Origin of the sequence: Paracoccus xiamenensis (assembly GCF_011308835.1) — a bacterium.
Taxonomy (GTDB): Bacteria; Pseudomonadota; Alphaproteobacteria; order Rhodobacterales; family Rhodobacteraceae; genus Paracoccus; species Paracoccus xiamenensis.
This window is the reverse complement of the sequence record NZ_JAAOHY010000004.1, coordinates 238,957-253,026: the sequence shown is the minus strand read 5'-3', so window position 1 is coordinate 253,026 and position 14,070 is coordinate 238,957. Positions and strand designations below refer to the sequence as shown.

The window sequence follows — 14,070 nt, the reverse complement described above, 5'->3', positions numbered from 1 at the left end:
CTTTCGTCAAATCCTGTGATGGTGGGACCGCTTGCGGCCCAGCCCCCGCAAGGGTTAAACGGCATCGACAAAAACGGCAAACAATGAAGCGAGCAGCATCGTGGCAGATCAGGAAAATCGGGACATCGCGGTGGTCATCCTCGCCGCCGGACAGGGCAGCCGGATGCTCTCGGACCTGCCGAAAGTGCTGCACAAGGTCGGCGCCGTGCCCATGGTGAGCCACGCCCTCGCCGCCGCCCGCAGCCTGAACCCGGCCCGCACCATCGTTGTTGCCGGCCATGGCGCCGAAGCGGTCACCAAGGCCGTGGCCAAGCTGGACGCAGAGGCCCAGATCGCGCTGCAGACCGAACAGCTGGGCACCGGCCATGCCGTGGCGCAGGCCCTGCCCCTGCTGGAAGGCTTCGATGGCCGCGTCATCGTGCTGTATGGTGACACCCCCTTCATCAGCGAAGACACGCTGGCGGCCCTTGCCGGCCATGACGCCGATGTCATCGTGCTGGGTTTTGAGGCCGCCGATCCCGGCCGCTATGGCCGCCTTGTCACCGATGCCGAGGGCAACCTGCTGCGCATCGTCGAATTCAAGGACGCCGATGACGCCACCCGCGCCATCCGCCTGTGCAACTCTGGCGTCATGGCCGCCGATGCCGCCCTGCTGCGCCAGTTCGTCGGCCAGCTGGGCAACGACAACGCCTCGGGCGAGTATTACCTGACTGACGTGCCGGGTCTGGCCCGCGACGCCGGCCACCGCGCCGCCGTCGTCACCTGCGACGAAGCAGAAACGCTGGGCGTCAACAGCCGCACCGAACTGGCCAAGGCCGAGACGATCTTTCAGACCCGCCGCCGGGCCGAAGCGCTGGCGGACGGCATCACCCTGACCGCGCCGGACACCGTCTTCTTTGCGCTGGATACCCGGATCGGCCGCGACGCAATAATCGGGCCGAACGTGGTTTTCGGCCCCGGCGTCACCATCGAATCCGAAGCCGAGGTCCTGGCCTTCTGTCACCTGGAAGGCTGCCATGTCTCCTCGGGCGCGACCGTCGGCCCCTTTGCCCGCCTGCGGCCCGGTGCGGAACTGGGCGGCGATGTTCATGTCGGCAACTTTGTCGAGATCAAGAACAGCGTGCTGGACGAGGGTGTAAAGGTCGGCCACCTCACCTATCTCGGCGATGCCCATGTGGGTGAGCGGACGAATATCGGTGCCGGCACCGTCACCTGCAACTATGACGGGGTGATGAAGCACCGGACCGAAATCGGCCGCGACGCCTTCATCGGGTCCGACACCATGCTGGTCGCGCCGGTCAGCATCGGCGACGGCGCGTTGACGGGATCGGGTTCGGTCATCACGCAGGACGTACCGGCAGAGGCGCTGGCGCTTGGCCGGGCGCGGCAGGTGGTCAAGCCGGGCCTGGCCGCACGCCTGTTTCAGGCGCTGCGGGAAGCAAAAGCGAAGAAGGGTTAAGGCAGATGTGCGGTATTATCGGAATTCTGGGCAGCCATCAGGTCGCGCCCCAACTGGTCGAGGCGCTGAAGCGGCTGGAATATCGCGGCTATGACAGCGCCGGCGTTGCCACCATCGACGCCGAAGGCACGCTGGACCGCCGCCGCGCGGTGGGCAAGCTGATCAACCTGTCCGACCGGCTGGTGGGCGAACCGCTGGCGGGCCGTGCCGGCATTGGTCATACCCGCTGGGCCACCCATGGCGCGGCGACCGAAACAAACGCCCACCCACATCAGCGCGGCCCCGTTGCCGTTGTCCACAACGGGATCATCGAAAACTTCCGCGAGCTGCGCGAGGAGTTGCTGGCCGCCGGTCTGACCCCGGAATCGGATACCGATACCGAAACCGTGGCGATGCTGACCGCCAAGCACCTGTCCGACGGCATGACCCCGGTCGAGGCCGCCCGCGCCACCCTGGCCCGCCTGCATGGTGCCTTCGCGCTTGCCTTTATCTTTGACGGCGAGGGAGATCTGATGGTCGCCGCCCGCAAGGGCAGCCCGCTGGCCGTGGGTCACGGCGATAACGAGATGTTCGTCGGTTCCGACGCCATCGCACTCGCCCCATTCACCGACCGCATCACCTATCTGGAAGACGGCGACCACGTCATCCTGACCCGCGAAGGCGCCGAAATCTTCGACGCCGAAGGCCGCCCCGCCAATCGCGAAATCGCCCAGATCGACGTGGGCGCGACTGCCATCGACAAGGGCGGCTATCGCCATTTCATGGCCAAGGAAATCGCCCAGCAGCCCGCCGTTCTGGGGGATGTGCTGAACCACTATATCAAGGACGGCCGGATCGTTCTGCCCGACAGCATGGATTTCCGCGGGGTCGATCGCCTGACGCTGGTCGCCTGCGGGACGGCCTATCTGGCGGGTTATGTCGCGAAATACTGGTTCGAGAAACTGGCCGGCCTGCCCTGCGATCTGGATGTGGCGTCCGAGTTCCGTTACCGCGAACCGCCCTTGTCGGGCAAAAGCTGGGGCCTGTTCATCAGCCAGTCGGGCGAAACCGCCGACACGCTGGCTGCCCTGCACTATGCCCGCGACAAGGTCGCCAAAACCATCGGTGTTGTGAACGTTGGCACCTCTGCCATTGCACGCGACACTGACATTGCCCTGCCGACGCTGGCCGGGGTCGAGGTCTGCGTGGCATCGTCCAAGGCCTTCACCTGCCAGCTTGCGGTGCTGGCCGTGCTGGCGCTGAAGGCCGGCCATGATCGCGGTGTTCTCAGCGATGAGGACCTCGCCGCCCATCTGGCCGATCTGCGCAGCATTCCGGCGCTGGTGAATCAGGCCCTGAACACCGCCGAGGAATGCGAAAAGCTGGCCGGGTGGCTGTCGGAAAGCACCGATGTGCTGTTCCTTGGCCGTGGCCCGCTGTATCCGGTGGCACTGGAAGGCGCGCTGAAGCTGAAAGAGCTGAGCTATATCCACGCCGAGGGCTATGCCTCGGGCGAGCTGAAGCATGGCCCCATCGCGTTGATCGACCAGAACATGCCGGTCGTCGTGGTCGCCCCGCGCGACGCGCTGTTCGAAAAGACCATTTCGAACATGCAGGAGGTGATGGCCCGCCACGGTCAGGTTCTGCTGGTGTCCGACGCGGCCGGACTTGACGAAGGCGGCGACGGCATCCGCGCCGGCCTGACCATGCCCACCGGCGGCGGCATCTTCCAGCCGATCACCTATGCGGTGCCGATGCAGTATCTGGCCTATTACACCGCCGTCGCCAAAGGCACGGATGTGGACCAGCCCCGCAACCTGGCGAAATCGGTCACGGTGGAATAAGACCCTCCCCCGAGGCCGACAAAATCCAGCCGCCACGGCCCCCAATCGGGCCGGGCGGCTTTCCTTTTACCAACCCCTCATCTTGGCGGTTGCGTCGCCGCCACCATCGGGCCAGTTTGCCCGGGAAGGAGACGATCATGCCCGTCAAGAACCGCTTTGCAGAGCTGCTGCCCGAAATCATCGCCTGGCGTCACGACTTCCACGCCCATCCCGAACTGCAATACGACGTCCATCGCACCGCCGGCCGCGTGGCCGAATTGCTGCGCAGCTTCGGCATTGACGAGGTGGTCGAAGGCATTGGCCAGACCGGCGTGGTCGGGGTGATCCGGGGCCGCACGGACAGCGCCGGGCGGGTGATCGGACTGCGCGCCGACATGGACGCGCTGCCCATTACCGAGGCGACGGGCCTTGAATTTGCCTCGACCAATCCCGGCAAGATGCATGCCTGCGGCCATGACGGCCATACCTCGATGCTGCTGGGCGCGGCGAAATATCTGGCCGAGACGCGCAATTTCGACGGCACCGCCATCGTGATCTTCCAACCCGCCGAGGAAGGCGGCGCAGGCGCCAAGGCGATGATCGACGACGGCCTGGCCGAACGCTGGAACATCCAGGAATTTTACGGCCTCCACAACATGCCCGGCATCCCCGTGGGCGAGTTCGCCATTCGCGAAGGCGGGCTGATGGCGGCGGCGGATGAATTCTGGATCACCGTGACCGGCAAGGGCGGCCACGCGGCCAAGCCGCATGAATGTATCGACACGCTGCTGGTCGCCAGCCAGATCGTGGTGGCGCTGCAATCGGTGGTCTCGCGCAATGTCGATCCGCTGAAAAGCGGCGTCATTTCCTGCTGTGTGATCGAAACCGACTCGACCGCGCATAACGTCATCCCGCAGGTGGTGAAGATCACCGGCACCGCCCGCAGCCTCGACCCGGAAATCCGCGAATTGCAGGTACAGGCGATGCGCCGCGTCGTCGAACACACGGCTGCCGCCTTCGGCGCGACGGCGGAACTGGATTACCACTACGGCTATCCGGTGACGGTGAACCACCCTGCCCCCACCCGTCACGCGGCCGAGGTGGCGCGTGCGGTGTCGGGCCATGTCGATACCGACGTGGCCCCGATGATGGCGGGCGAGGATTTCAGCTTCATGCTGAACGCGCGGCCCGGGGCCTATATCTTCCTCGGCAATGGCGACACGGCCATGCTGCACCACCCCGAATACACCTTTACGGACGAGATCATCCCCTTCGGCGCAAGCTGGCTGGCCGGCATGGTCGAGACCCGGATGCCCACGCCCTGAGGCAGATCAGGCCGGGATATTGCAGGCCTCAGCCGCCGGTATGGCTCATGTGGCGGCTGACCTGACCCGCGACATTCTGGCGGGAATAGTCGAAATCATGGCCCTTGGGTTTGCGCGCGATGGCGTCGCGGATGGTCTGCGTCAGCAGCGCGTCATCAGGGCTGGCGCGCAACGGCGCGCGCAGGTCGGCGCGGTCTTCCTGGCCCAGGCACATATACAGCTCGCCCGTACAGGTGACGCGAACGCGGTTGCAGCTTTCGCAGAAATTATGCGTCAGGGGCGTGATGAAACCGATCTTCTGCCCGGTCTCACTGACACGAACATAGCGGGCGGGGCCGCCGGTACGCTCTGCCAGATCGATCAGGGACAGCCGCTCGGCCAGGCGGGCGCGCAGGTTCGACAGCGGCCAGTACTGATCCAGCCGGTCTTCCTCGCCCATATCGCCCATCGGCATGACCTCGATAAAGGTCAGGTCATGGCCTTCGCCCGCGCACCAGTCGAGCAGCGTGAACAGCTCATCCTCGTTAAAGCCCTTCAGCGCAACCGCGTTGATCTTGACCCGCAGACCGGCCGCTTTTGCAGCGCGGATGCCTTCCAGCACCTGCTCCAGTCGACCCCAGCGGGTGATGTTGGCGAATTTATCGGCGTCCAGCGTATCCAGCGAGACATTGACCCGGCGCACCCCGATATCGGCCAATTCGGTCGCGAAACGGCCCAGCTGGCTGCCATTGGTGGTCAGCGTCAATTCGTCCAGTCCGGCCCCCAGATGGCGCGAGACGGCGCGGAAGAAGGACATGATGTCACGCCGCACCAGCGGCTCGCCCCCGGTGATGCGCAGCTTGCGCACGCCCAGGTCGATGAAGGCCGAAGACAGCCGGTCCAGTTCCTCCAGCGTCAGCAGGTCGCGCTTGGGCAGGAACTGCATGTGCTCGGCCATGCAATAGGTGCAGCGAAAATCACAACGATCCGTCACCGACACCCGCAAATAGGTGATCGGGCGGGCGAAGGGGTCGATCAGCGGCGCCGTTTCCATATTCTTCAGATAGGCCGAAGGCTGCCGTCCTGCAAGGCACACCATTGCGCCGTTCTGCCGCGCCCGCTAGCCTTCCCGACGACGTAAAGGAGCCTTCGATGATCCGTTCGACCACCCTGGCCTGTCTGTCCCTCGGCATGTTTTTCCTTGCCGCCTGCAACATGAACCAACAGGCCGCGGCCCCGCGGCCAAAGCCCCCGGCTGCCCCGCCCGCGGCCGCCAGCACGGCGGCGACCGCTGTCCTGCAGGGGGGCGGCCAGACCGTCGCGGCGCTGGATACCACCACGGCCGCGGAAAAGGCCGCAGCCGCCGCGCCGGCGACCGGCGGCGGCAAGCTTGGCAACACCGTCGCTTCGCTGGGCGATGCGACCGAAGGCGGTTTCTGGATCAAGACCCCGCTGGTCAATGCGGCGGCAAAGGGCCGCGTCGTCAACCCGGCCAATGGCAAGACCGCCAATGTCGACCTGCAACCGCTGGCGGGCGGCGGCGCTGGCAGCCAGTTGTCGCTGGCCGCGATGCAGGCGCTGGAGGTGTCGCTGACCGACCTGCCCGAAATCGAGGTCTGGCGAAACTGAAGGGAGGGTGGTGCCGGTTGAGGGGATTGAACCCCCGACCTTCGGTTTACAAAACCGCTGCTCTACCGCTGAGCTAAACCGGCGCTTATCCGATACACCCGATAGCGCTTGCCCGCCCTGCGCGCAAGCGGCCCGTTTCGGTTAAGCCGATATCTGGTTTTCCTGCCGCGAAAGCAAGGCTAGTGTACCGGGCAAATTTAACGAAGCGGATACCTTATGCAGATTGTCTACCACCTCGGGGCCCATGGCAGCGATCAGGGCAAGCTGGTCCGCACCTTGCTGCGCAACCGCGAGGAACTTTGGAAGCAAGGCATAGAGATCCCCGCCCCAAGCCGCTATCGCGGCATTTTCGGCGAGGCGATTAATTCGTTGAACGGCGGCGAGGCCACTGCCGAATTGCAAGGCGTGCTGCGCGACCTGCTGATCGACAATGAACATGCCGAACGGGTGATCCTGACCCAAAGCCCGTTTCTGGGCATTCCGCAGCGGGCAATATCGTCCGAGGGGCTGTATCCGCGCGCGCCGAACCGGCTGCCGGGGCTGTCGAACCTGTTCCCCGACAGCGTGGTCGAGTTTCATCTGGCGGTGGTTCATCCGGCCACCCAGGTTATCGCGCTGATGACCCAGAACAAGGGCGACTATCACGGCATCATCAATGGGGCCGACCCGCGGCGACTTCGCTGGGCGCCCTCGGTTCGTGCCATGGTGGCGTCTGTGCCGGACCGCGAATTTGTGGTCTGGGCGCAGGAAGACCTGGCATTTACCTGGCCCGAGGTGATGCGCCGCATGGCCGGGGTCACACCCGATATGCCGCTGGTCGGCGATGATGTCGTGCTGGCCGAACTTCTCAGCCCCGAGATCCTGCACGATCTTCAGGCCAATATCGACGCCACACCCGACCTCACCATCCGCGCCCGTCGCAATCTGGTCGAACAGGCGCTGTCCGCCGCAGGCACGATTGCAGCGATGGAAGGCGACGTGGTGCTGCCCGGGTGGACGCAGGAACTGATTGACGAGCTGTCGGAAATCTATGCCGAGGATCTGGACGAGTTGGCCGCGATCTCGGGCGTCGAGTTCATCTCGGCCTGACGCCCATGAGGGCCGGATTACGGCGCGGGCCTTCGACTGGTTACCGCAAGGCACGGACATCAAGGCGCTGACGCGGCTGGCGATCGTCTATGACCTGCCGATGGCCAGCAGCCCGGCCACCGCCGACTGCATCGTCGAGCGATTTCGCAGCCATCAGACCACGGGCGGCGGGCATGGCTGATCCCGCCGCAAGCCGCAATCAGGACATGCCGAGCGCGGCCTTGTACATGTCCAGGATCGCCTCTTCCTCGGCGATGTCGTCGCGGTCGCGCTTGCGCAGTGCGATGACCTTCTTCATCACCTTGGTGTCATAACCGCGGGCCTTTGCCTCGGCCATTATTTCCTTCTGACGCTCGGTCACGTCCTTCTTTTCCGCTTCCATCTGCTCGTATTGCTCGATGAACTGGCGCAGCTCATCGGCGGCAACGTTATAGGCGTGATCGTCCTGCATGATGTTCCCCGTTGATCAGGGCGAAACTCATAGGCCGTCTTGCCCGCTTCTGCAATGACGGCTAAGCCCCGTGGGAAAAGGGGGTGCCATGAGCGTTTTCGACATCGTGATCTGGGGGGGCGCCGTGCTGACCGTCGCGGGACTGGCCGGCATCCTGTGGTGCATCTGGACCGTCTGGCGTGCCCGCCGGCAAGGTCTGGACGAGGCCGCCTTTCGCGCCCGCATGCAGCGCGTTGTCGCCGTGAACATGGCGGCGCTGGCGGCATCCGTGCTGGGACTGATGGCGGTGCTGCTGGGGATTATGCTGGGCAATTAGGCGCGGATCAGCCGCCAAGGCCCCGCAACGCATCCTCGACCCGGCCGGCGGCGGCGTCCAGATCGGACAGATTGGCCAGCTCGACCACGGCGCGTTCGCCTGCGGCGTGGCGGGCGCGATGCTTGGCATAGCGCGGATCGTAATGATCGCGCATCAACCCCTCGGCCAGATCGCGCCACGCGCCCGCATCGGCAAGGCGCAGCCAATCCGCGATCCGGTCCGCCGGATGCAGGGGGGCAAGGCGACGGATGATGTCCTGAACCCGGCCCGGATCAGCGGCCACATCGCCGTAATCGCTGGCGCTGAACGCCGCCCGCGCCCCGACCGGCACCCGCAGGGCAAGGCGGGGCGCCCCCGCCACCGCGTGCCACACCGCCTTGGGCAGGGTCACGTTCCCGATGCGCGAGCTTTCGGCCTCGACCAGAACCGGCCGGGTCGGGTCCAGCCCTTCCAGCTGGGCGGCCAGCCGGCCCTCGAACAGCTTCTGGCTGGGTTGTTCGCCCATATGGCCGAACAGGCTGCCGCGATGATTGGCAAGCGCCTCCAGATCGACGACCTGATGCCCCCGCGCCGCCAGCCGGGTCAGAATCGCCGTCTTGCCGCTGCCGGTATTGCCGTCCAGCACGATGACCGGCGACGGAAAGCCCAGATCCTGCACGCGGCGGATGACCTGCGCCCGCCAGCTCTTATAGCCACCCTCGACCCGCGCCACCCGCCAGCCGACCTGCGCCAGAATGGTCGCCATCGCGCCTGATCGCTGCCCGCCGCGCCAGCAATAGACCAGCGGGCGCCAGCTTCCGTCCCGGTCGGCCAGCGGGCCGGAGATATGGCGCGCCGCATTCGCCGCCACCAGCGCCGCCCCCAGCTTGCGGGCATCAAAGGGCGAGACCTGCTTGTAGATGGTGCCAACCTGGGCGCGCTGATCGTCGTCCAGAACCGGCAGGTTGATCGCGCCGGGCAGATGATCCTCGGCGAATTCGCCGGGCGCGCGCACGTCGATGATGTCATCAAAACGGCCCGAAGCGATTCGCACCGCATCGAGCCGCAATTCCGTCAGATTACCCAATTCCGGCCGGGCCGGGATCAGTAGACGTAAACAGGCGTGCCGATCGGCACCTGCTCGAACAGGGCCATCACCGCCTCGTTGCGCATGCGGATACAGCCGTTCGAGACCGCCCGCCCGATGGACCCGGGCTCGGTCGTGCCGTGGATGCGGATGGCGGTATCGTTGCCGCCGGCATCATAAAGATACAGCGCCCGCGCGCCCAGCGGGTTCTGCGGGCCGCCGGGCATGCCGTCTTTCCACTTGCCGTATTGTTCGGGCTTGCGCTTGATCATCGCCTCGGTCGGGCGCCAGCTGGGCCATTCGACCTTGCGGCCGATGCGGGCCTTGCCCTTCCAGACCAGTTCGTCCTTGCCGACAGCCACGCCGTAACGGACGGCACGGCCCGGCGCGATGACGTGGTAAAGGAAGAAATTATCCGACACGACGACGATCGAGCCGACCTCGAACCCCTCGCGGATCGGCACCTCGGTGGGCTGATAGGGGTCGGTGGTAGCGGCGGCGGGGGTGGCCTTGGGCGCGGCCTGGGCCAGCACCAGCGAAGGCGCGGCGACCAGCGGCAGGGCCAGCCCGATCATCTGACGACGGTTCATGACAAGATCATCCTGTGTCTGCGTATTCCCTATTCCCTATATGTTCTGAGCAGGCAATTTCAACCAAATCCCGTTCAACTCGGCGGGATTCGCCCAGCTATCATGCGCGCACGCCGGATCCTGCCGATCCCCCACCCCGGCCCATCACGCCTTCCCGCGACGCTTGGCGTTGCACTGATGCTGTGGCAGGGTTCGCCCATGAAGGCCCCGCATTCCACCCAGCAGAGCCCCCGTATGACGCCACGCGACGGAACCCTCATCATTCTTGGAATGCCGCGCAGTGGCGGGTCCTTCCTGGCGCAAGCGGCCGATGCCATGGGCTTTGCATTACCCAGCCGCCGCGCCCAGCCCGCCGACATCAGCAGCGGCGGCGATGCGTTCGCGCCGCTGGCCGTGCAGCACTTGAACGACAGCCTGCTGGCCCGGAAAGGGGCATGGTGGGGTCGCATCGCGCCGCTGGACATCGCGCCCGACCCGGGCGCGATGCAGCAGGCCTTGCAGGCGGATTTTGGCAACGCCCCACGCATCGCCATCAAGGATCCCCGCCTGACCCTGCTGATCCCGGCCTGGCGTCAGCTGCTGGAACCGCTGGCACCGCTTGGTGCGCTGATTACCCTGCGCCATCCGGGCGAGGTGGCGACCTCGCTGGCCCGGACCAATGGCATCCCGGCAGATGCGGCCTTCCTGATGTGGGTGCATTACCTGCTGACCGCACTGGAAGACAGCGAGGGCATGTCGCGCGCGCTGATCCTGTTTCCCGACTGGGTCGATGACCTTGATCACACGCTGGCGCGTATCGCCTCGGTCGCCGGCCTGCCGCCGCCTGCCGATCCGGCTACGGTCGAGATGGTCGCCCCTCGCTTCCGGGCCGATGCGGTCCATGGCGGGCAGCAGTTGCGCATTATCGACCCAGAGCTGGACCTGCTGGCGGGCGATCTTTTCACGCTGGCGGCACGTCATGCCCGCGACGGATCGGTGCCTGATCGCACAGAGATCGCACCGTTTCGCATCCGTTTCGATACCCTGTCCGCATCCGCACGCGGGACCGAGGCGATGGCCGGCCTTCGTATCACCGACCTGCAAGGCCAACTGAACCAGGCAAACGTGCGCGCTGATCGCCTGGCCGAGGACGCCAGCGCCCTGGCACGCGCCAATGCGGCGCTGCAGGCGGAAATCGCCGAACTCCGCCGGCGCGGAGACACCCACGCCCCCGCACTGGAGCCGCAGACCGACGAAGCCCCCGCGCGAACAACGCCCGCTGACATGACGCCCAAGGCCGCCGCCTCTGCACACCCGAACCGCAGCCACGGGCGGCTGCGCGATGCGATCAGCCGGTTATTGGGCAAGTCTGCACCCGATGGCGAGCCGGATCTCGGGGCGCCGTCACCACCTGCCGACAGCGACCAGATGGGCACGGCCAAGCCCGACATCTTCATCCTGTCGCCCCTCGCCTGGCACGGCCGTCCGCGACGCCCCCACCATCTCGCGCTGGAACTGGCAAAGGCCGGGCACCGGGTTTTCTTTGCAGAGCCGATAACCGGCGACGCGCCCCCGCAAGAGGTCGCCCCCGGCATCCACCTGCTGCGCCTGCCCGACAGCGGCAAGCCTGCCGGCGCGGATATGACGACCCCGCCCAGCCCCGCCATGCAGCGCATCTGGGTCGACCATTTCCACCGCTTCGCCGACCGCCACCAGATCAGCCTGCGCGCGCATGTTCTGGTCATGCATCCCTTGTGGTGGTCGGTGGCCCGGCATTTGTCGCCGCAATTCCAGCTTGTTGCAGATATCGGCGCAGAGATAGAGCAGGATGGCGCGGATGATCCCATTCTGCGGCTGCAACAGCAGATGATCGCCGAAGCGGATCGGGTGATCGTGTCATCGCAGTCGCGGCAGGACCGGCTCAGCGGGCAGCGGCCCGTTCGGCTGATCCGCAACGGCGCAGATATAGACCTGTTCACGGCCGGTGCGACGCGAGACTTTCCACTTGAGCCGCGCCCCGAGGGCGTCATCCGTGTGGGCTATATCGGCGCGGTCGCCGATTGGTTCGACACCGGGCTGGTGCTGGCCATTGCCCGCCAGAACCCGGATTTCGACATCCATCTGGGCGGACCCGTCACCACCGCCATTGAGCCGGACCTGCCCAATGTCCGCTTACATGGCGAAATCCCCCATGCCGATCTGCCCGGCTTTCTGGCGGCGATGGATGTGATGATGATCCCGTTCCGGCCGTCTGCGCGCGCGCGCGCAAGCGAACCGATCAAGTTCTACGACCATGCCGCGGCCGGAAAGCCCACGGTCGCCACCGCGCTGCCGGAACTGGCGCGGGCCGGCGACACGGTCCTGATCGCCACCGATCCGGCAAGCTTCGCCCAAGCCATCCGCGCGGCCGCCGACAAGGCCTGCGACCCCATGACGGCAAGCGTGCTGCGCGCCTTTGCGCTGGAAAACGCATGGTCCTATCGGGCCGCAAACCTTGTCGACGAGATGGAGCGCGCACCCCTTCTGTCGGTGGTCATCCCGACCCAAGGGCCGGCCGCACCGGCCCTGACCTGCATCGACATGCTGGTCGGGCACGGCGACACCTATCCCCGGCTGGAAATCCTGCTGGCCGATGCTGGATCCGATGCCGCCGCGTCAGAGGATCTGCGCGCGGCGACAAGCGCCGACAGCCGCATCCGCATCGTGCCTCATGGGGCGGGGCTGGATGGCGCGGCGAAGGCAGGCATTGCGGCGGCGCGGGGCGAATACATCCTGTTGCTGAACCCGCAGGCACGCATCGCAGCCGGCGCACTGCCGGCCATGGTCGCGCACCTGCAACGCCGCCCGCTGCTTGGCCTTGTCGGGCCGCTGTATAACGGCCTCGACAGTGCGCAGCACGCGCTGGATGCCGCCACGATTGATCGGCTGGCCCGCAAGATGACAACCGGTCATCGCGGCCAATGGACGCCCTTCCCGGTCGATCCGAAATTCTGCGCGATGTTCCGACGGGCGGATCTTGACCGCGCCGATCTGCTGGCCGCCATCGCCCCAGGTGATGCCGGGCCGCCCGCCAAAGGACTGGAAACCGCCCTGGCCGAGGATGCCTATGTCCATTGCGACACGCCCGCCGCAAGGCGTGGGTCGCGCCGTCGCCCGCGACCCACCTTGCCCGACAGCCCGGCATCGCCCGGCCTGTCATCGCAGGGCGGCTAAAGCAGGATCCTTGGCGGCTGATCCAGTTGCAGGCCGGGAAAGATCACCTCCTCAACCGCGCGCAGAGAAACCCCGAACATCCCCGCAATCGCCGCCCCGGCATAGGCGCGCACGTCCGCCGTCGGCATCAGGTCGCGCCCGGCATAAAGCGAGGATTCGTCCAGCCCCGGCCAATCGCCATGCACCTTGCCGCCCCGGACGGCCCCGCCCGCCATGACCATCAGCCCGCCGGTTCCGTGATCGGTGCCTCCGGTCCCGTTTTCGGCGGCGGTGCGGCCGAATTCGGTCATCGCCAGCACCACCGTATTGCCCCAGTTCGTCCCCAGTTCGCGCTTCAGCACGGTCAGGGCCTCGGCCAGCTGCGCCATGGGCCGGGTCACGGTCTGGACCTGCTTGCGATGAGTGTCCCAGCCGTTCAGCGAAAAGGCCGCGATCCGCGACGCCCCGTTCAACCGCGAGGCCGCGAACCCCGCCAACGCGGCGGCGGCGTTACGGGGACCTGTGCGCGCGCCCTCGTCGGTGGTTTCGGCACTGATGGCGATGGCGGCCTCGGCTGCCTCGTGAAAGGGCAGGTCCGGCTCATACAGCTGGCGCAGCAGGGCTTCGGCCTGCGAGGACAGCGTCAGCCGCGTCGAAGGCGCCCAGCTGGCAAAGGGATTTTCGCCGCGCAGGATCGCCAGCTCGTCGGTGCCGATGGCATAAGCGGTTTCAAACGCGGCGCCCGGGATCAGCGGCAGCAGCCGGTTCAGCCAGCCACCTTCGACCGCGCCCATCCGGGCCGGCGCAGCGGTCCCGGCCTCCAGAATATCCTGACCGTCGAAATGGCTGCGCTTGTCGCGGTAAGGGGTGGAGACGGCCTGCGCAAAGCCCAGCTCGCCCGCCCGCCACATCGGCAACAGCGGCGCCAGCGCCGGGTGCAGCGCATAGAAGCCATCCAGATCCAGCGCGCCCGCATCCGGTCCCAGCGACAGGCTGCGGCGCAGCTTGCGCAGCATCGGGTCGCCATAAGGCTGGACCGCATCCAGCCCGTCCATGGCCCCGCGCAGCACGATCGCGACCAACCGCCGCTCGCCGGGGGTCGACGCGAAGCTCATGGTGGTCAGCGCCGGGCTGGCGGCGGCCGAACAGGCGACCCCAAGCGCGGCATTCAGAAAGCGGCGGCGATCCATGCC

At 66.5% G+C, this 14,070-nt stretch carries 13 protein-coding genes and 1 tRNA gene; 8 read left to right on the top strand and 6 right to left on the bottom strand.

The genetic code is table 11. From position 1 onward, the window contains the following. Positions 1 to 100: 100 nt before the first annotated feature. The 3 genes from glmU (at position 101) to G7044_RS11320 (ending at position 4,586) form a co-directional block, all read left to right on the top strand. Complete coding sequence (gene glmU, locus G7044_RS11330; protein WP_166328976.1) at positions 101 to 1,459, top strand: bifunctional UDP-N-acetylglucosamine diphosphorylase/glucosamine-1-phosphate N-acetyltransferase GlmU; 1,359 nt, start codon at positions 101 to 103, stop codon at positions 1,457 to 1,459. A 5-nt stretch (positions 1,460 to 1,464) separates the two neighbouring features. Further along, positions 1,465 to 3,282 (top strand): glutamine--fructose-6-phosphate transaminase (isomerizing), encoded by a 1,818-nt coding sequence (glmS, locus tag G7044_RS11325; protein WP_166328948.1) that lies wholly within the window; start codon positions 1,465 to 1,467, stop codon positions 3,280 to 3,282. Positions 3,283 to 3,419: 137 nt separating this feature from the next. After that, positions 3,420 to 4,586 carry a M20 aminoacylase family protein gene (locus G7044_RS11320; RefSeq protein WP_166328946.1) on the top strand — a complete coding sequence of 389 codons (1,167 nt, stop codon included), beginning with the start codon at positions 3,420 to 3,422 and terminating at the stop codon, positions 4,584 to 4,586. Positions 4,587 to 4,614: 28 nt separating this feature from the next. Here G7044_RS11320 and moaA read toward each other — a convergent pair whose 3' ends face one another. Beyond that, entirely contained in the window at positions 4,615 to 5,664 is a 1,050-nt protein-coding gene (gene moaA / locus G7044_RS11315) for a GTP 3',8-cyclase MoaA (RefSeq protein WP_235931262.1), read from the bottom strand. Positions 5,665 to 5,717: 53 nt separating this feature from the next. Between moaA and G7044_RS11310 the strand changes: the two genes are divergently transcribed. Then, on the top strand, positions 5,718 to 6,194 hold the full coding sequence (locus G7044_RS11310) for a hypothetical protein (RefSeq protein ID WP_235931261.1): 477 nt from the start codon (positions 5,718 to 5,720) through the stop codon (positions 6,192 to 6,194). Positions 6,195 to 6,202: 8 nt separating this feature from the next. Here the strand turns inward: G7044_RS11310 and G7044_RS11305 are convergent. Next, a tRNA-Thr gene (locus tag G7044_RS11305) sits at positions 6,203 to 6,277 on the bottom strand. A gap of 133 nt (positions 6,278 to 6,410) precedes the next feature. On the opposite strand from G7044_RS11305, the gene G7044_RS11300 reads away from it, so the two are divergent. Both G7044_RS11300 and G7044_RS17995 read left to right on the top strand, forming a co-directional pair. After that, entirely contained in the window at positions 6,411 to 7,283 is an 873-nt protein-coding gene (locus G7044_RS11300) for a hypothetical protein (protein ID WP_166328944.1), read from the top strand. Further along, complete coding sequence (locus tag G7044_RS17995; RefSeq protein ID WP_235931260.1) at positions 7,225 to 7,464, top strand: hypothetical protein; 240 nt, start codon at positions 7,225 to 7,227, stop codon at positions 7,462 to 7,464. The genes G7044_RS11300 and G7044_RS17995 overlap by 59 nt, the downstream gene beginning before the upstream one ends. 18 nt (positions 7,465 to 7,482) lie before the next feature. On the opposite strand, the gene G7044_RS11290 is transcribed toward G7044_RS17995, so the two are convergent. Next, positions 7,483 to 7,734 carry a DUF2312 domain-containing protein gene (locus G7044_RS11290; protein ID WP_166328942.1) on the bottom strand — a complete coding sequence of 84 codons (252 nt, stop codon included), beginning with the start codon at positions 7,732 to 7,734 and terminating at the stop codon, positions 7,483 to 7,485. A gap of 88 nt (positions 7,735 to 7,822) precedes the next feature. Between G7044_RS11290 and G7044_RS11285 the strand changes: the two genes are divergently transcribed. Then, positions 7,823 to 8,050 (top strand): hypothetical protein, encoded by a 228-nt coding sequence (locus G7044_RS11285; RefSeq protein ID WP_166328940.1) that lies wholly within the window; start codon positions 7,823 to 7,825, stop codon positions 8,048 to 8,050. Positions 8,051 to 8,057: 7 nt separating this feature from the next. Here G7044_RS11285 and mnmH read toward each other — a convergent pair whose 3' ends face one another. Next, positions 8,058 to 9,107, bottom strand: coding sequence for a tRNA 2-selenouridine(34) synthase MnmH (mnmH, locus tag G7044_RS11280; protein ID WP_235931276.1), 1,050 nt, complete (start codon positions 9,105 to 9,107; stop codon positions 8,058 to 8,060). 26 nt (positions 9,108 to 9,133) lie between these two features. Beyond that, a complete protein-coding gene (locus tag G7044_RS11275; protein WP_166328938.1) occupies positions 9,134 to 9,706 on the bottom strand; it encodes a L,D-transpeptidase in 573 nt (190 codons plus the stop codon). 102 nt (positions 9,707 to 9,808) lie between these two features. On the opposite strand from G7044_RS11275, the gene G7044_RS11270 reads away from it, so the two are divergent. Continuing rightward, positions 9,809 to 12,898 carry a glycosyltransferase gene (locus tag G7044_RS11270; protein ID WP_166328936.1) on the top strand — a complete coding sequence of 1,030 codons (3,090 nt, stop codon included), beginning with the start codon at positions 9,809 to 9,811 and terminating at the stop codon, positions 12,896 to 12,898. Here the strand turns inward: G7044_RS11270 and G7044_RS11265 are convergent. Further along, a complete protein-coding gene (locus tag G7044_RS11265; RefSeq protein WP_166328934.1) occupies positions 12,895 to 14,067 on the bottom strand; it encodes a DUF1501 domain-containing protein in 1,173 nt (390 codons plus the stop codon). The genes G7044_RS11270 and G7044_RS11265 overlap by 4 nt on opposite strands. Between the last annotated feature and the right edge of the window lie 3 nt (positions 14,068 to 14,070).

Bases quoted from the DNA above. Each gene is read 5' to 3' on its own strand.
- glmS (WP_166328948.1), top strand. From the start codon at position 1,465: ATGTGCGGTATTATCGGAATTCTGGGCAGCCATCAGGTCGCGCCCCAA.
- G7044_RS11320 (WP_166328946.1), top strand. From the start codon at position 3,420: ATGCCCGTCAAGAACCGCTTTGCAGAGCTGCTGCCCGAAATCATCGCC.
- moaA (WP_235931262.1), bottom strand. From the start codon at position 5,664: ATGGTGTGCCTTGCAGGACGGCAGCCTTCGGCCTATCTGAAGAATATG.
- G7044_RS11310 (WP_235931261.1), top strand. From the start codon at position 5,718: ATGATCCGTTCGACCACCCTGGCCTGTCTGTCCCTCGGCATGTTTTTC.
- G7044_RS11300 (WP_166328944.1), top strand. From the start codon at position 6,411: ATGCAGATTGTCTACCACCTCGGGGCCCATGGCAGCGATCAGGGCAAG.
- G7044_RS17995 (WP_235931260.1), top strand. From the start codon at position 7,225: ATGCCGAGGATCTGGACGAGTTGGCCGCGATCTCGGGCGTCGAGTTCA.
- G7044_RS11290 (WP_166328942.1), bottom strand. From the start codon at position 7,734: ATGCAGGACGATCACGCCTATAACGTTGCCGCCGATGAGCTGCGCCAG.
- G7044_RS11285 (WP_166328940.1), top strand. From the start codon at position 7,823: ATGAGCGTTTTCGACATCGTGATCTGGGGGGGCGCCGTGCTGACCGTC.
- G7044_RS11275 (WP_166328938.1), bottom strand. From the start codon at position 9,706: ATGAACCGTCGTCAGATGATCGGGCTGGCCCTGCCGCTGGTCGCCGCG.
- G7044_RS11270 (WP_166328936.1), top strand. From the start codon at position 9,809: ATGCGCGCACGCCGGATCCTGCCGATCCCCCACCCCGGCCCATCACGC.
- G7044_RS11265 (WP_166328934.1), bottom strand. From the start codon at position 14,067: ATGGATCGCCGCCGCTTTCTGAATGCCGCGCTTGGGGTCGCCTGTTCG.